Here is a 16,933-nt window from a genome sequence, read left to right on the forward strand (position 1 = left end):
AGAGCCCGATCATGTCTCGTTCCGAAACCCTGTTTGCCAACGCCCAGAAACACATTCCCGGTGGAGTGAACTCGCCAGTTCGTGCGTTCAAGAGCGTTGGCGGCACACCGTTGTTCTTCAAGCACGCCGAAGGGGCCTACGTTACCGACGAAGACGACAAGCGCTATGTCGATTACGTCGGTTCGTGGGGCCCGATGATCCTTGGCCACAGCCATCCGGATGTGCTGGACGCCGTGCGCAATCAACTGCAACACGGCCTGTCCTACGGTGCGCCAACCGCGATGGAAACCGAGATGGCCGACCTGGTCTGCTCGCTGGTGCCGTCGATGGACATGGTGCGCATGGTCAGTTCCGGCACCGAAGCAACCATGAGCGCCATCCGTCTGGCCCGTGGTTACACTGGCCGTGACAGCATCATCAAGTTCGAAGGCTGCTACCACGGCCATTCCGACAGCCTACTGGTCAAGGCCGGTTCCGGTGCACTGACCCAAGGCGTGCCGAGCTCGGCCGGTGTACCGGCGGCGTTCGCCAAACACACCTTGACCCTGCCCTTCAACGACATCGACGCCGTTGAAAAGATGCTCGCTGAAGTCGGCCAGGAAGTGGCCTGCATCATCGTCGAGCCCGTGGCCGGCAACATGAACTGCGTGCCGCCAGCACCGGGGTTCCTCGAAGGCCTGCGCTCGCTGTGCGACAAACATGGCGTGGTGTTGATTTTCGACGAAGTGATGACCGGTTTCCGCGTCGCCCTCGGCGGTGCTCAGGCGTACTACGGCGTCAATCCCGACCTGACCACGTTCGGCAAGATCATTGGCGGCGGCATGCCGGTCGGCTGCTTCGGTGGCAAACGTGAAATCATGGAGCGCATCGCGCCACTGGGCCCGGTGTATCAGGCCGGTACGCTGTCGGGTAACCCGCTGGCGATGGCGGCCGGTTTGACCACGCTGCGCCTGATCAGCCGTCCGGGTTTCCACGCCGAGTTGACCGACTACACCACACGCCTGCTCGATGGCCTGCAACAACGCGCCGATGCCGCTGGCATTCCATTCGTGACCACCCAGGCGGGAGGCATGTTCGGCCTGTACTTCAGCGGCGCCGACGCCATCGTGACGTTTGAGGACGTAATGGCCAGCGATGCCGCGTTGTTCGGTCGCTTCTTCCACCTGATGCTGGAAGGCGGCGTGTATCTGGCGCCGAGCGCATTCGAAGCAGGCTTCACGTCGATCGCCCATGGCGAAGCCGAGTTGAAACTGACGCTGGACGCTGCCGAACGCGCCTTCGCTGCGTTGAAGTAATTGCCACACCGCTGACGTTGGCCATTGCCAGCGTCAGCTTTCACCTACATCCCCACGCTTTTTCCGCGCCTGTGCCAAAAATCTTCCTGAAAGTGGGCGATATATTCCCCGCGCAGCAGAAAAACGAGTAAAGACTTTGTAAGGTTGGCCCTGCTTATTTCATAATGCGCGCTTATTGGATCCCTCGATGGGTCCGCGTGCCCTTCAGAGGTAAGTCGATTCCCATGAACCGCACCGGCCGCACCCTTGCCTTGGGCTGCCTGTTGCTCCTTCAGCCCCTGCTCGCGCATGCACAAGCAGGCGGCAACTCGTTGTTGATCCCGGCGATGGGTCGTTGCACCCTCAATACTCAGCCGCAAGACGTCACGCAGGCATTGGCTGCCTGCCAGAAAGCGGCGGATGAAGGGGATGCGCAAGCGCAATACGAGTTGGGTGAGTTCTACTACGACGGCAAGAATGCGCCGCGCGACCTCAACCAAGCCCTGAGCTATTTCGAAAAGGCCTCGTTGCAAGGCCACGCTCAGGCGCAGTTCAAGCTCGGCACGATGTTCTTCCACGGTGAAGGCGTGCAGGCCAACAACATTCAGGCGTACATCGTGCTGAAGATGGCCGCGGTCAACGGCGCCGAAGAGGCGCTCGACACAGCCGACGAAGTCTCCGAAAAAATGTCCCGCGAAGATCTCGAAACCGCCACTCAGGTGCTCGGGCAAATTTTCCGTAAATACCTGATGGAACTGCAAAGCGCCGATGGGCGTACGCCTTTTTCGCCCCTTCCCTGAATTCTGTACGGATTTTTCTGGCCTCTTCGCGAGCAAGCCCGCTCCCACATGGGATCTTCTGAACACTGAAGATCAATTGTGGGAGCGACGGTGCGACGATTCGACTTGCTTGCGAATGAGGCGACTCGGTCTTGAGCCTTACTTCTCAGGCATCGGCATCGGAAACGGCATCACATTGCCGACCGCGCCGCGGGCTTCGCTGATTTTCGGGGTGCCGAGGCGTTCCACTTCGTCGATGCGCACGATCGAATGCATCGGCACAAAACTGCGCACAACGCCTTCAAACTGCGCCTTGAGCTTTTCTTCGCTCGGGTCGACGACCACTTGCGTGCGCTCGCCAAAGACGAACTCTTCCACTTCCAGGAAACCCCACAGATCACTTTGATAGATCTGCTTGGCGTACATTTCGAACACCTGGCCCTGGTTGAGGAAAATCACCTTGTAGATTGGAGCTTCGCGTTTGGTCATGGCGGGCGGATAACATCGGGGATAAAAATGAGGGCGCGAACTATAGCATAGCCACCGGACGCACAGCGGTAGGAACCTGAGGGCTTGTTCCCTATAATGCGCGGTTCTTTGAATCACGTGACGACCAAAATCCATGGCCAAGAAGCTTTACATCGAAACCCACGGTTGCCAGATGAACGAGTACGACAGCTCGCGCATGGTCGATCTGCTGGGTGAACATCAGGCCCTGGAAGTCACCGCTCGCGCGGAAGACGCCGACGTGATTCTGCTCAACACCTGCTCGATCCGCGAGCGCGCCCAGGATCGTGTGTACTCGCAGCTCGGTCGCTGGCGCGAATTGAAACTGGCCAACCCGGACATGGTGATTGCCGTCGGCGGTTGCGTGGCCAGCCAGGAAGGCGCGGCGATCCGTGATCGCGCACCCTACGTTGACGTGGTGTTCGGCCCGCAGACCCTGCACCGCTTGCCGGAAATGATCGACGCGGCGCGCAGCACCAAGCTGCCGCAAGTGGACGTCTCGTTCCCGGAAATCGAAAAATTCGACCACTTGCCCGAGCCGCGCATCGATGGCCCGAGCGCTTATGTGTCGGTGATGGAAGGCTGCAGCAAGTACTGCACCTTCTGCGTGGTGCCTTATACCCGCGGCGAAGAAGTCAGCCGGCCGTTCGATGACGTGATCGCCGAGATCATCCACCTAGCCGAAAATGGCGTGCGCGAGGTGACCCTGCTGGGGCAGAACGTCAACGGCTATCACGGTACCACCCACGACGGGCGCCTGGCCGATCTCGCCGAACTGATCCGCGTAGTCGCGGCCGTCGACGGCATTGACCGCATTCGCTACACCACCTCGCACCCGCTGGAGTTTTCCGACAGCCTGATCCAGGCCCACGCCGATGTGCCGGAACTGGTGAAGCACCTGCACTTGCCCGTGCAGTCGGGTTCGGACCGTATTCTGGCCGCGATGAAGCGCAACCACACGGCGCTGGAGTACAAATCGAAGCTGCGCAAACTGCGCGCGGCGGTGCCGGGGATCTGCATCAGCTCGGACTTCATCGTTGGCTTCCCCGGCGAGACCGAGAAAGACTTCGAACAGACCATGAAGCTGATTGCCGACGTTGGTTTCGACTTTTCCTACTCGTTCGTTTACAGCCAGCGCCCGGGCACCCCGGCTGCCGATCTGGCGGATGACACCCCGGAAGAGTTGAAAAAGGAACGCCTGAACGCGCTGCAACACCGCTTGAATCAGCAAGGTTTCGAAATCAGCCGACAAATGGTCGGTTCGATTCAGCGCATTCTGGTCACCGATTACTCGAAAAAAGACCCGGGCGAGTTGCAAGGGCGCACCGAGAATAATCGTATCGTCAACTTCCGCTGCGACAATCCAACGTTGATCGGTCAGTTCGCCGACGTGCACATCGACGCGGCACAACCGCACTCGCTGCGCGGCTCGCTGATCCAGTAACAGATACCAGCAGCACAGAAGAACCTGTGGGAGCTGGCTTGCCAGCGATAGCGGCGTAACTGGCGACATCTTCGCTGGACGTGATGGCCTCATCGCTGGCAAGCCAGCTCCCACAGGGATGGTGATTGAAGCTGAGATATTTAAGAGCTTTCGCACCCACGCCACTGGCGTTATCCTTGATTTCATCTTAATTGCCCCAGGGCGGCTAAATACGACCTTGAACGCACCCATAGAACCACATCGTTTTATCCTCGAGCCCTTTGAGGCTCGCCGCTTCGCCAATCTGTGCGGGCAATTCGACGAGCATCTGCGCTTGATCGAACAGCGCCTGACCATCGAGATCCGCAACCGCGGAAACCAGTTCGAGCTGATCGGCGATCCCAAGCACACCACTTCTGCGGAAAACCTGCTGCGCCGCCTGTACCGGGAAACCAAAGGTACCGAGTTGTCGCCAGACATGGTGCACCTGTTCCTCCAGGAATCGGCCGTTGTAGAGCTGGACAACCACGCCCCCGCCGAAGCCTCCGTCGCCCTGCGCACCAAAAAAGGCATGATTCGTCCACGCGGCTTGAATCAACTGCGCTATGTGAAGGAAATCCTCGGCAACGACATCAACTTCGGCATCGGCCCGGCCGGTACCGGCAAGACCTATCTGGCCGTGGCCTGCGCTGTCGATGCTCTGGAACGCGAGCAGATCCGTCGCATCCTGCTGGTGCGTCCAGCGGTCGAAGCGGGTGAAAAACTCGGTTTCCTGCCCGGCGACCTGTCGCAGAAAATCGACCCGTACCTGCGCCCGCTCTACGACGCACTCTACGAGATGCTCGGTTTCGAATACGTGGCCAAGCTGATCGAACGTCAAGTGATCGAAGTTGCGCCGCTGGCCTACATGCGCGGTCGTACGCTGAACAACAGCTTCATCATCCTCGACGAAAGTCAGAACACCACCGTCGAACAGATGAAGATGTTCCTGACCCGTATCGGCTTCGGCTCAACCGCAGTCATTACCGGTGACATCACTCAGGTCGACTTGCCGAAAGGCACCAAGTCCGGTCTGCATCACGTGATCGAGGTGTTGAAAGACGTGCCGGGCATCAGTTTCACGCACTTCCAGCCCAAGGACGTCGTGCGCCACCCGTTGGTGCAGCGGATCGTCGAAGCCTACGAGCGCTTCGAAAACCGTGACGAAGCACCCAAGGAAACCTCGCGAAATGCTTGAACTAGACCTGCAAATCGCGACTGAAGCGAGCGCGCCGAGTGAGGCCGATTTCCGCCTGTGGTGCGAATTGGCCCTGCGCCAGCGCACTGCCGACTCGGAAATGACCATTCGTCTGGTCGACGAGGAAGAAGGCCGCGAGCTCAATCACACCTGGCGCCACAAGGACTACGCGACCAACGTCCTGTCGTTCCCCGCCGAAGTGCCCGACGAGTTTCTCGATATCCCGCTGTTGGGCGATCTGGTGATCTGCGTGGCGGTGGTCGAGCGCGAAGCTGCCGAACAAGGCAAGGAACTAAAGGCCCACTGGGCACATCTGGTCATTCACGGCTGCTTGCATCTGCTCGGTTACGACCATATAGATGACGAGGAAGCCGAAGAAATGGAAGCACTGGAACGCGAGTTGCTTGCTGAACTGGGCTACCCCGATCCGTACGCGGACGACGAAACCGAAACATCCCCTATCGTTACAACAAAGGATTCAGAGTAATCGCTATGAGCGAAGATCGATCGAGCAACGGGCAGAAGTCATGGCTGGGTAAACTGACCCAGGCTTTTGCCCACGAGCCGAAGAACCGCCAGGAGCTGCTTGAGCTGCTGCGCGATGCACATCAGAACAAACTGCTGGACAGCGAAGCGCTGGCCATCGTCGAAGGCGCCATTCAGGTGGCTGACCTGCAAGTTCGCGACATCATGGTGCCGCGTTCGCAGATGATCAGCATCAAGGCGACCCAGACACCCCGTGAATTCCTCCCCGCCGTGGTCGACTCGGCCCACTCGCGCTATCCGGTCATCGGCGAAAGCCATGACGACGTGATGGGCGTGCTGCTGGCTAAGGACTTGCTGCCGTTGATCCTCAAGGAGAACGGCGACAGCTTCAACATCAAGGATCTGCTGCGCCCGGCCACCTTCGTGCCGGAGTCCAAGCGCCTGAACGTGTTGCTGCGTGAATTCCGCGCCAACCACAACCACATGGCCATCGTCATCGACGAGTACGGCGGTGTGGCGGGTCTGGTGACCATCGAAGACGTGCTCGAACAAATCGTTGGCGACATCGAAGACGAGCACGACGTCGAAGAAGACAGCTACATCAAGCCGCTGCCAAGTGGCGATTTCCTGATCAAGGCCCTGACGCCGATCGAGAACTTCAACGAGTTCTTCGACAGCGAGTTCTCCGACGATGAGTTCGACACTGTCGGCGGTCTGGTGATGAGCGCGTTCGGGCACTTGCCAAAACGCAACGAAATCACTGAAATCGGCGCCTATCGTTTCCGCATCCTGAACGCCGACAGCCGTCGGATTCACTTGCTGCGACTCACGCCAATCGCTCGTTAATTCTAAGGACTGAAATGCGCTGGACAACCCGCCCCGGCTGGCCCGGTAACCTGCTGGCCGTGGCGGCCGGTGCAATCACCACTTTAGCGCTGGCACCGTTCAACATCTGGCCGCTGGCATTGCTGGCGGTCGGCCTGTTCTATGCCGGGCTGCGCGAGCTGAGCCCGCGTCAGGCAGTGGGCCGTGGCTGGTGCTTCGGTTTCGGCCTGTTCGGCGCCGGCACCAGTTGGATCTACTACAGCATCCACCACTTTGGCGGTGCTTCGGTGTTGTTGGCTGGTTTCCTGATGCTGCTGTTCACCGCCGCCATTGCCTGGTTCTTTGCTTTGCCCGCCTGGCTTTGGGCGCGCTGGCTTCGCCGGAATGAGGCGCCATTGGCCGACGCCTTGGCGTTCGCCGCGTTATGGGTCGGCCAGGAAGCGTTTCGCGGCTGGTTTCTTACAGGTTTCCCATGGCTGTATTCCGGTTACAGCCAACTCGACGGCCCGTTGGCCGGACTCGCGCCGGTGGGTGGCATGTGGCTGGTGTCATTCGTTCTGGCACTCACCGCCGCACTGATCTACAACGCCCCGCGCCTGATTAAATCCGGCCGCAAAGGTTTTTTCGCCGCCGGCCTGCTGTTGCTGGCTGGGCCGTGGGTGGCAGGTATTGCGCTCAAGGGCCATGCCTGGACCAGCCCGTCCGGCGCGCCGCTGAGCGTCGCGGCGATTCAGGGCAACGTCGAACAAAGCATGAAATGGGACCCGGCACAGCTCAACGCACAATTGGCGCTGTACCGCGACTTGAGTTTCCGCTCCAAACCGGTGGACCTGCTGATCTGGCCGGAAACCGCCGTGCCGGTGCTCAAGGAGTCCGCCGAGGGCTACCTGAACATGATGGGCACTTTTGCCGCCGAGCGTAAATCGGCGCTGATCACTGGCGTGCCGATTCGTGAAACGGTTCGTCACGAAAAACGCTTCTTCAACGGCATCACCGTGGTCGGCGAAGGCGATGGCACTTACCTGAAACAGAAACTGGTGCCGTTCGGCGAATACGTGCCGTTGCAGGACATTCTTCGCGGGCTGATCGCTTTCTTCGACCTGCCGATGTCCGACTTCGCCCGGGGCCCCGCGGATCAACCTCTGTTGCAGGCCAAGGGTTATCAGATCGCTCCGTTCATTTGCTACGAAGTGGTGTATCCGGAGTTCGCCGCCAGCCTGTCCGCCCGCAGTGATCTGCTGCTGACAATCAGCAACGACACCTGGTTCGGAAAGTCGATTGGCCCGCTGCAACACTTGCAGATGGCACAAATGCGCGCACTGGAAGCCGGACGCTGGATGATTCGCGCCACCAACAACGGCGTGACCGGATTGATTAACCCGTTCGGGCAGATCACCGAACAGATTCCGCAGTTCGAGCAGGGCGTTTTGTACGGTGAGGTGGTACCGATGCACAACCTGACGCCGTATCTGCGATGGCGTTCGTGGCCGTTGATCATTGTCTGCTTGCTGCTGTTTGGCTGGGCTCTGATGGCCAGCCGGATGTCAAAAACCCTTTAAAAGCTTCGCGAGCAAGCCCGCTCCCACATTTGAAATGCATTCCAAATGTGGGAGCGGGCTTGCTCGCGAAGAGGCCATTAGCAACACTCAATCAATCGGCGACTGCTTCACTCCGGTAAAACAGTGAATACCCCACCTGCCCCACCGCCTCATTCAACAACTGGCCGCTCTGCCAGATCGACTTGAACTCCGGCATCCAGCCTCCCAGCGGCCGGGCGTTGTCCGTGCCGAGGAAACCCACCGGCGCCGGCACCACGTCAAATCCCGCCTGCTGAAAACTCCATACCGAACGCGGCATATGCCAGGCCTGTGTCACCACGACGACACGCTTGATCCCCTGCGGCAGCAGCATATCGGCGGTGAACTTAGCGTTTTCCCACGTAGTACGGCTCTCACCTTCCTGCCAACGCACAGTCACGCCGAAGTCATCGCGCAACGAATCCGCCATCAATTTCGCCTCGGTCGGCGGCGTACCGTAATGCAGGCCACCACTGGTCAGGATCGGTAAACCCGACGCCTTGGCCAGCCGCGCCGCATAGCGCTGACGTTCCAGCCCCACGCCGGTCGGCTGATCCTCGCCCCAGGCCAGATCGCCGCGCTCACGGCCCGAACCCAACACCACAATCGCATCGGCCCGCTGTGCCAGCGTCGCCCACTCGTCTCTGGCCAGCGGCGGCTCACGCTCAAGCGCCTTGGCGCCCCACTGCACGACCACCGGCAGGCTCATCAACCAGAACCCGCCAAAACCGATGGCGAAACACAATCCGGCCAGACGCGGACGGGAGCGGCGCAACCACCACGCGGCCAGCAACAGCAGTAATAAAATGCCGGGCGGCAATAGAAGTTGTTTGATGAAATAACGAAAAGGCATCGGGCATCTCCAAAGATGCCCGAAGCGTAAGAGTGTTAATAATGCGTGACAACCGATAGGTGGGATCCTGTTGAAAAAGATCCGTTTTTTGACCTGCCATGCGCTTACTTGGCCTGCAAAGAGCGAACCTTGACGGTGTCTCTGCCGGGCGTCCGGTCCTTGAGCCAGATGACCTTGGCTGAATGTGTTGCATCGAGCTGCTTCACTGCCTGCGACAAGCATCCGTGCGTTTCACGTTCGCGGCGATCCAGATAAGCCTTGACCAGTTCGAACTCGGCGGGGCTCAAGCCACGCAATTCCAGTTCCAGGGGGCGCTCATCGCGCAGCCGGCCAGCGGTTTTTGCAGCGTCCAGAGCCATGCCCAGACGATCCATCAACCGTTCGTACAACTCGGGTTTAGTAACGTTTTTTTGCTGTGACTCCACCATCCCTCACCTCATTGAAGATAAGACTCACTCCCCAGTTAGAGCTTAGCTTCGCTGCACAAACCGGCTGCACGCCGCGACCAACGGCCCTCGCCACGGATTGACCGGGCCAAACAGCTGTAATCAGGGTTTCCCTAGGCCAAGCGCGGTCATGTATGCTACGGCGCTTCCTGTCATTCCACTTCCAGCTCGTCCGGGCCATCCCGAATGCCGCGTTGAAGAGGATTAGGCCACCCCTATCCAGTACAAAAGTAGCCATGCACGAACAATATCAGCCCCGTGAGATCGAAGCCGCCGCCCAGTCGTTCTGGGATGAGCAAAAGTCCTTTGAAGTCAGTGAACAGCCAGGCAAGGAGACTTTCTACTGCCTGTCGATGTTCCCTTACCCCAGCGGCAAGCTACACATGGGGCACGTGCGCAACTACACCATCGGCGACGTGATCTCCCGCTACCAGCGCATGCAAGGCAAGAACGTTCTGCAACCGATGGGTTGGGACGCCTTCGGCATGCCGGCGGAAAACGCCGCGATGAAGAACAACGTAGCCCCGGCCAAGTGGACCTACGAAAACATCGCCTACATGAAATCCCAGCTGCGCAGCCTGGGCCTGGCGGTGGACTGGGCCCGCGAAGTCACCACCTGCAAACCGGATTACTACCGCTGGGAACAATGGCTGTTCACCCGCCTGTTCGAAAAAGGCGTGATTTACAAAAAAAGCGGCACCGTGAACTGGGACCCGGTCGATCAGACCGTTCTGGCCAACGAGCAGGTGATCGACGGTCGCGGCTGGCGTTCTGGCGCGCTGATCGAAAAGCGCGAAATCCCGATGTACTACTTCAAGATCACCGCGTACGCGGATGAGCTGCTGGAAAGCCTCGACGAACTGACTGGCTGGCCTGAACAGGTCAAGACCATGCAGCGCAACTGGATCGGCAAATCCCGCGGCATGGAAGTGCAGTTCCCATACAACGTCGATTCCATCGGCGAAAGCGGCGTATTGAAAGTCTTCACTACCCGTCCGGACACCCTGATCGGCGCGACCTACGTCGCCGTGGCTGCCGAGCATCATCTGGCCACTCTGGCTGCGCAGAACAACCCTGAGCTGCAAGCGTTCATCGCTGAATGCAAGGGCGGCAGCGTCGCTGAAGCCGACGTCGCCACTCAAGAGAAAAAAGGCCTGCCGACCGGCCTGTTCGTCGAGCACCCGCTGACCGGTGAAAAACTCCCGGTCTGGGTCGCCAACTATGTGCTGATGCACTACGGCGACGGCGCGGTCATGGCGGTGCCGGCTCACGACGAGCGTGATTTCGAGTTTGCCCACAAGTACAACCTGCCGATCAAATCGGTCGTGCGTACCAGCTCCGGCGAGACCAACCCGGCCCCGTGGCAAGACGCCTACGGCGAGCACGGCACCCTGATCAATTCCGGCGAGTTCGACGGTCTGGACTTCGCGGGCGCGTTCGACGCCATGGAAGTGGCCCTGATCAAGAAAGAACTCGGCGCCTCGCGCACCCAGTTCCGCCTGCGCGACTGGGGCATCAGCCGTCAGCGCTACTGGGGCTGCCCGATCCCGATCATCCACTGCGATGCGTGCGGTGACGTGCCGGTACCGGAAGATCAACTGCCCGTCGTGTTGCCGGAAGACGTGGTGCCGGATGGCGCCGGTTCGCCGCTGGCACGCATGCCCGAGTTTTACGAGTGCAGCTGCCCGAAATGTGGCCAGCCTGCCAAGCGTGAAACCGACACCATGGACACCTTCGTCGAGTCGTCGTGGTACTACGCCCGTTATGCCTCGCCGCACTTTGAAGGTGGCCTGGTCGAAAAATCCGCAGCCGACCACTGGCTGCCGGTGGATCAGTACATCGGCGGTATCGAACACGCCATCCTGCACCTGCTCTACGCGCGCTTCTTCCACAAGCTGATGCGTGACGAAGGTCTGGTGAGCTCCAACGAGCCGTTCAAGAACCTGCTGACCCAGGGCATGGTGATCGCCGAGACTTACTACCGCCGCGAAGCCAATGGTGCTTACACCTGGTTCAACCCGGCAGACGTCGAACTCGAGCGTGACAGCAAAGCGAAAGTGATCAGCGCCAAGTTGAAATCCGACGGCCTGCCGGTGGAAATCGGCGGTACCGAGAAGATGGCCAAGTCGAAGAACAACGGCGTCGACCCGCAGTCGATGATCGATCAGTTCGGCGCAGACACCTGCCGCCTGTTCATGATGTTCGCCTCGCCGCCCGACATGAGCGCTGAATGGTCAGACTCCGGCGTAGAGGGTTCGCACCGCTTCCTCAAGCGCGTCTGGCGTCTGGCTCAAGCCCACGTTACTCAGGGCCTGCCGGGCAAACTGGACATCGCCAGCCTGAACGACGAGCAGAAAGCCGTTCGCCGTGCGATCCACCTGGCCATCAAACAGGCCAGCCACGACGTCGGCCAGAACCACAAATTCAACACTGCCATCGCTCAAGTGATGACGCTGATGAACGTGCTGGAAAAAGCCGCGCAAGGCACCGAACAGGACCGCGCGCTGATTCACGAAGGCCTGGAAGCCGTCACACTGCTGTTGGCTCCGATCACGCCGCACATCAGCCACGAGCTGTGGAATCACTTGGGTCACGCTGACGCCGTGATCGACGCTGGCTGGCCGGCGGTGGATGACAGCGCGCTGGTACAAGACAGCCTGCAACTGGTCATTCAAGTGAACGGCAAGCTGCGTGGCCAGATCGACATGCCGGCCAGCGCAACCCGTGAAGAAGTCGAAGCGGCAGCGCGCGCCAACGAAAACGTACTGCGCTTCGTCGACGGCCTGACTATTCGTAAAGTGATCGTAGTGCCCGGGAAACTGGTCAATATTGTCGCCAGCTAATTGGATCGGGCGTCAGGTTCGCCTGGCGCCGAGTAAAACCTTTCGGGCCGCACGGTCGGCCCACCTGGTTTCAAGGGGAGCAACACAATGATCAAACGCAATCTGCTGGTGATGGGCCTCGCCGTCCTGTTGAGCGCCTGTGGTTTCCAGCTGCGCGGTACCGGCACCAACGAACTGGCGATCAAGGAACTCGACCTGAGTGCCCGCAACGCCTACGGCGATACCGTCACGCAACTGCGTCAGGTACTGGAGTCCAGCGGCGTCAAGGTTTACAGCGGCGCGCCGTACAAGCTCTATCTGGCTGACGAGCAGGAAAGCCAGCGCATCCTCAGCTACGCCGGTGCCGGCCGTACGGGCGAGTATCAGGTCAGCACTGTCCTGAGCTACGACATCCGTGGTGACAAAAACCTTTCGCTGCTGAGCGACAAACTTGAAGTGCAGAAAGTGTTCATTCACGACGGCAACAACCTCGTCGGCTCCGATCAGGAAGCCAACGACGCCCGTCGCGAGACCCGCCGCGAACTGGTTCAGCGCATGATGCTGCGCTTGCAACAGCTGACTCCGGACCAACTGCAGCAACTGCAGCAAGCCGCCAATGACCGGGCCAAGGCAGAAGCCGACGCGCTCGAAGCGGCGCAAAAGGCTGAAGCGCAAACCCCGCGTCAGTCGCCGCTCGAAGTACCGCAGCAGTAAGACGTTCGGGGCGCTCAGGCGCCCCGTTCGACCGATCTTATGAAGCTCGCTCCCGCTCAACTCAGCAAACACCTGCAGGGCTCCCTTGCGCCGGTCTACATCATCAGCGGCGATGACCCGCTGCTGTGTCAGGAAGCCGCCGACGCCATCCGCCGTGCTGCCCGCCAACAAGGTTTTGACGAACGTCAGGTATTTGCCGCCGACGCCAATTTCGATTGGGGCACGTTGTTGCAGGCCGGTGCCAGCATGTCGTTGTTCGCTGAAAAGCGCCTGCTGGAACTGCGTCTGCCATCAGGCAAACCCGGTGACAAGGGCGCGGCTGCGTTCATCGAATACTGTTCGCGTCCCGCTGAAGACACGGTGTTGCTGATCAGCTTGCCCAAGCTTGATGGCAGTGCGCAGAAGACCAAGTGGGGCAAGGCACTGGTTGAAGGCCAACAGACCCAGTTCATCCAGATATGGCCGGTGGATGCCAATCAACTGCCCAGCTGGATTCGTCAGCGCTTGTCTCAAGCCGGATTGTCGGCCAGCCAGGACGCCGTCGAACTGATTGCCGCACGCGTGGAGGGCAACTTGCTCGCCGCCGCGCAGGAAATCGAAAAGCTCAAACTGATGGCCGAAGGCGGGCAAATCACCGTCGAAACGGTGCAAGCCGCTGTCGCGGACAGTGCCCGCTTCGACGTGTTTGGCTTGACCGACGCCGTGCTCAACGGCGAACCGGCTCACGCCTTGCGCATGCTCGAAGGGCTGCGCGGTGAAGGTGTCGAGCCGCCCGTGATTCTCTGGGCATTGGCGCGAGAGCTACGCCTGCTGGCTAATATCTCGTTGCAATACAGCCAGGGCACTCCCCTGGACAAGGCCTTCAGTCAAGCGAAACCGCCGGTCTGGGACAAGCGCAAACCCTTGATGAGCAAAGCCCTGCAACGCTACTCGGCGCAACGCTGGGCACAGTTGTTGCTCGAAGCTCAGCGCATCGATGCGCAGATCAAGGGCCAGGCTGCCGGGTCGCCGTGGATGAGCCTGAGCCGGTTGGCGTTGTTGATGGCCGGTCAGCGCCTTTCGTTGCCTGCCGAGTAAGTCGTTCAACCGCACAACGGCCCTTCGCGAGCAAGCCCGCTCCCACACTTGACTGCATTCTCATAGCGGGAACTCGGTCGAATGTGGGAGCGGGCTTGCTCGCGAAAGCATCAGAACATTCCTACACAACAGAGACTGGACAGACGTCCAACATCGGCAGATTATTCGCCCCGCAACACTCACCCACCGAGAGATCCGTCATGAGCAAAAAGCCATCGAAACATGGCCCGAACAAGGCCAAATCCATCATCGCCCAACCCCTGTTCCGCAGCCGCCAGGAACGACCAACCAAGGGGAAAGGCAGCTATCGCCGCGAAGCCTTCCAGTCTGACAGCTGGGAGGCTTCTTACTTTCTGGCTGCTTGAAGCGCAGTACCCCTCGGTCATGTTAAGGTCTGCTCCTGATTCGTATCCCCTGGAACTGTGCATGCCCTTCAGTCTTTCCCGTCGTTGGCCCGTTCGCCAATTGATCGCCGCCACAAGCTTCATCCTGCTTGTCGCCTGCGCGGAAAAACCCACCGCCGCCGACGCCCAACCTCTCCAAGCCGCCCCTGTCGCCACGGCCCCAGCGATCATCCCGCCGGTAGTGCCGTCCGCCGACCCTCTCGATCTTCAGCCGACCCAGACCTTTGCCGAATGGCAGGCCGGTTTCCGCAAGGATGCGCTGGCCGCCGGGATCCGCGCCGATCTGTTTGATCGCGCGTTTGCCAATGTCAGCTTCGACGCCAGCGTTATTCGCGCCGACCGCAGTCAGCCGGAGTTCTCACGCCCCGTATGGGAGTACCTCGACGGCGCGCTCTCGCCGCTGCGGGTGCGCAAAGGCCAGGCGCTGATCAACCAGTACGCCGACATTCTGCAAAGCATCGAACAGCGTTATGGCGTGGATCGTCAGGCGCTGGTGTCAGTGTGGGGGATGGAAAGCAACTTCGGTCAGTTCCAGGGCAGCAAGTCGGTCATCAATTCGTTGGCCACCCTCGCTTACGAAGGCCGTCGGCCGGGCTTTGCCCATGCGCAATTGATCGCCGCCCTGCAAATTCTGCAACAGGGTGATATCACGCCAGAGAAAATGCTCGGTTCATGGGCTGGCGCGATGGGGCAGACCCAGTTCATCCCGACCACCTACAACACCCACGCCGTGGATTTCGATGGTGACGGTCGTCGCGACATCTGGGGCAGTCCGGCCGACGCGCTGGCCTCGACTGCACATTACCTGCAAAGCTCCGGCTGGCAGCGCGGCCAACCTTGGGGCTTCGAAGTACAACTCCCAGGCAGCTTCAATTACACGCTCGCTGACGGTGCCATTCGCAAAAGCGTGGCTGAGTGGCGTCAACTGGGCGTGATCATGCCCAATGGTGGTCAAGTGCCCGCAGGTACCGAACAACTGCCTGCCGCGCTGCTGCTGCCCGCCGGTTATCGTGGCCCGGCATTCCTGATCCTCGACAACTTCCGGGCGATCCTCAAGTACAACAACTCTTCGTCGTACGCGTTGGCGGTCAGCCTGTTGTCGGAGCGCTTCAGTGGTGGCGGTTTGATCAACGGCACTTGGCCAAAAGACGATCTGCCATTGAGCCGTACCGAGCGGGTTGAGCTGCAAAGCTTGCTGAGTGCGCGCAATTACGATGCCGGTACGGCCGACGGGATCATCGGCGCCAATACGCGCAAAGCGATTCGCAGTGCGCAGCAGGCATTTGGCTGGCCGGCGGACGGGTATCCGACGCACAAGCTGCTTGAGAGCCTTCGTACCCAGTAGTCAGATTTTCGCAAGGCGCATATCGCTTTCGCGAGCAAGCCCGTCCCCACAGTTGACCGCGTTCCAACACCAGAATGCGGTCGAATGTGGGAGCTGGCTTGCTCGCGAAGGCTGATTGACTGGCGGTGCTTATCTACCGACGGACAACCACATCCTGCTCCAGCATCAGTTCTTTTTTCCCCGCATCCAGCCGCACCAAAGCCCCCAGCGGCAACGTCAGGTTCGGATCACAATGCCCGCTGCGCCACCCGGACAACACCGGAATCCGCAACGGTTCAAAGGTCTGCTTGAGCAAGCGGTTCAACGCGTCGATATCCACCCCCGCGACATCCCCGACCAACACACCGCGCAACCTGGCCAATTTGCCGGCCAGACGCATCTGCGTCAGTAAGCGGTCGATGCGATACAACGGTTCGTTGATGTCCTCGATGAGCAGAATCACCCCTTCAACATCGATTTCAAAAGGCGTACCCAGGGTCGCAGCAATCATCGCCAGATTGCCGCCAAGCAAGCGCCCATGGGCGACGCCGGGTTCGACCGTGGTCAACGGATAAGCCGCCGGATGGCTCAGCACACTCCCCGCCTTCAATTGGCCGCGCAGCATGGCGAAGAACGACGTCACCGTCGGAGGCTCTTTGTCGCCTAACAAATCGGCATTGAGCAACGGCCCATGAAAGGTCACAAATCCTGCGTAACGACTGATGGCCAGATGCAACGCAGTGATGTCGCTGTAGCCTACAAACGGCTTGGCATGACGGCTCAACAGGTCGAAATCAATCCGGTCCAGCAGGCGCGGTGTACCGTAGCCGCCGCGCAAGCAGATGATCGCGTCGACCTCGGGGTCAGCGAACGCGGCGTGCAGATCGTTGAGGCGCACGTCATCGCTGCCAGCGAGATAGCCGTCCTTCTCGTAGACACCGGGAAATACCTTCAGCCCATAACCCCGGGCGCGCATCCATTGCACAGCTTTTTCGGTGTCCAGCGCACCGGGGCCGGCCGGCGCGATAACGCCGATCAGTCCTTCGGACGGCAGCGCCGGGACGGCTCTGTGGGGAAAAAGTGTATGGGTCGGTCGAACGGTCATCCATGGATCTCCCTGCGTGAAGTCGTGCTCACACAGTAGTCAGGAACGGCGACAAACAGAAGAGCGTCAGTCGCCCGCAG

The 16,933-nt window shown here is 60.0% G+C and carries 16 protein-coding genes; 12 read left to right on the forward strand and 4 right to left on the reverse strand.

Annotated features, from left to right (window positions below):
* The first annotated feature begins 11 nt into the window (after positions 1-11).
* Both hemL and K5E40_RS06490 read left to right on the forward strand, forming a co-directional pair.
* Positions 12-1,295 (forward strand): glutamate-1-semialdehyde 2,1-aminomutase, encoded by a 1,284-nt coding sequence (gene hemL / locus K5E40_RS06485; RefSeq protein WP_221730174.1) that lies wholly within the window; start codon positions 12-14, stop codon positions 1,293-1,295.
* A gap of 224 nt (positions 1,296-1,519) precedes the next feature.
* Complete coding sequence (locus K5E40_RS06490) at positions 1,520-2,074, forward strand: tetratricopeptide repeat protein (RefSeq protein WP_042561233.1); 555 nt, start codon at positions 1,520-1,522, stop codon at positions 2,072-2,074.
* Between the two features lie 138 nt (positions 2,075-2,212).
* On the opposite strand, the gene K5E40_RS06495 is transcribed toward K5E40_RS06490, so the two are convergent.
* The gene (locus K5E40_RS06495; protein WP_003185742.1) at positions 2,213-2,542 is read right to left on the reverse strand and encodes a DUF1820 family protein; all 330 of its coding nucleotides are present in this window, start codon (positions 2,540-2,542) and stop codon (positions 2,213-2,215) included.
* A 133-nt stretch (positions 2,543-2,675) separates the two neighbouring features.
* Here K5E40_RS06495 and miaB point away from each other — a divergent pair, with 133 nt between their 5' ends.
* The 5 genes from miaB (at position 2,676) to lnt (ending at position 8,090) form a co-directional block, all read left to right on the forward strand.
* Positions 2,676-4,004 carry a tRNA (N6-isopentenyl adenosine(37)-C2)-methylthiotransferase MiaB gene (gene miaB / locus K5E40_RS06500; RefSeq protein WP_221730175.1) on the forward strand — a complete coding sequence of 443 codons (1,329 nt, stop codon included), beginning with the start codon at positions 2,676-2,678 and terminating at the stop codon, positions 4,002-4,004.
* A gap of 217 nt (positions 4,005-4,221) precedes the next feature.
* Positions 4,222-5,220: a PhoH family protein gene (locus K5E40_RS06505; RefSeq protein ID WP_221730176.1), complete on the forward strand. Its 999-nt coding sequence runs from the start codon at positions 4,222-4,224 to the stop codon at positions 5,218-5,220.
* Positions 5,213-5,707, forward strand: a complete 495-nt coding sequence (ybeY, locus tag K5E40_RS06510) for an rRNA maturation RNase YbeY (protein ID WP_122599797.1) — start codon at positions 5,213-5,215, stop codon at positions 5,705-5,707. The genes K5E40_RS06505 and ybeY overlap by 8 nt, the downstream gene beginning before the upstream one ends.
* Before the next feature lie 5 nt (positions 5,708-5,712).
* Positions 5,713-6,552, forward strand: coding sequence for an HlyC/CorC family transporter (locus K5E40_RS06515; protein WP_007909641.1), 840 nt, complete (start codon positions 5,713-5,715; stop codon positions 6,550-6,552).
* A gap of 14 nt (positions 6,553-6,566) precedes the next feature.
* Positions 6,567-8,090 carry an apolipoprotein N-acyltransferase gene (gene lnt / locus K5E40_RS06520; protein WP_221730177.1) on the forward strand — a complete coding sequence of 508 codons (1,524 nt, stop codon included), beginning with the start codon at positions 6,567-6,569 and terminating at the stop codon, positions 8,088-8,090.
* A gap of 91 nt (positions 8,091-8,181) precedes the next feature.
* Here lnt and K5E40_RS06525 read toward each other — a convergent pair whose 3' ends face one another.
* Both K5E40_RS06525 and K5E40_RS06530 read right to left on the reverse strand, forming a co-directional pair.
* Positions 8,182-8,961 carry a YdcF family protein gene (locus K5E40_RS06525; RefSeq protein WP_221730178.1) on the reverse strand — a complete coding sequence of 260 codons (780 nt, stop codon included), beginning with the start codon at positions 8,959-8,961 and terminating at the stop codon, positions 8,182-8,184.
* 104 nt (positions 8,962-9,065) lie between these two features.
* A complete protein-coding gene (locus tag K5E40_RS06530) occupies positions 9,066-9,389 on the reverse strand; it encodes a hypothetical protein (protein WP_221730179.1) in 324 nt (107 codons plus the stop codon).
* Positions 9,390-9,643: 254 nt separating this feature from the next.
* Here K5E40_RS06530 and leuS point away from each other — a divergent pair, with 254 nt between their 5' ends.
* The 5 genes from leuS to K5E40_RS06555 all read left to right on the forward strand — a co-directional run bounded on the left by leuS (position 9,644) and on the right by K5E40_RS06555 (position 15,769).
* Positions 9,644-12,250: a leucine--tRNA ligase gene (gene leuS, locus K5E40_RS06535; RefSeq protein WP_221730180.1), complete on the forward strand. Its 2,607-nt coding sequence runs from the start codon at positions 9,644-9,646 to the stop codon at positions 12,248-12,250.
* A gap of 87 nt (positions 12,251-12,337) precedes the next feature.
* Positions 12,338-12,943 (forward strand): LPS assembly lipoprotein LptE, encoded by a 606-nt coding sequence (gene lptE / locus K5E40_RS06540; RefSeq protein WP_221730181.1) that lies wholly within the window; start codon positions 12,338-12,340, stop codon positions 12,941-12,943.
* Positions 12,944-12,982: 39 nt separating this feature from the next.
* Positions 12,983-14,020 (forward strand): DNA polymerase III subunit delta, encoded by a 1,038-nt coding sequence (gene holA, locus K5E40_RS06545; RefSeq protein WP_221730182.1) that lies wholly within the window; start codon positions 12,983-12,985, stop codon positions 14,018-14,020.
* Between the two features lie 200 nt (positions 14,021-14,220).
* Positions 14,221-14,385 carry an alternative ribosome rescue factor ArfA gene (arfA, locus tag K5E40_RS06550; protein WP_003228536.1) on the forward strand — a complete coding sequence of 55 codons (165 nt, stop codon included), beginning with the start codon at positions 14,221-14,223 and terminating at the stop codon, positions 14,383-14,385.
* A gap of 61 nt (positions 14,386-14,446) precedes the next feature.
* A complete protein-coding gene (locus K5E40_RS06555; protein ID WP_221730183.1) occupies positions 14,447-15,769 on the forward strand; it encodes a lytic murein transglycosylase in 1,323 nt (440 codons plus the stop codon).
* A 133-nt stretch (positions 15,770-15,902) separates the two neighbouring features.
* On the opposite strand, the gene K5E40_RS06560 is transcribed toward K5E40_RS06555, so the two are convergent.
* Complete coding sequence (locus tag K5E40_RS06560) at positions 15,903-16,853, reverse strand: LD-carboxypeptidase (protein ID WP_221730184.1); 951 nt, start codon at positions 16,851-16,853, stop codon at positions 15,903-15,905.
* Between the last annotated feature and the right edge of the window lie 80 nt (positions 16,854-16,933).

The organism is Pseudomonas baetica (assembly GCF_019733355.1).
Lineage (GTDB): Bacteria > Pseudomonadota > Gammaproteobacteria > Pseudomonadales > Pseudomonadaceae > Aquipseudomonas > Aquipseudomonas baetica_A.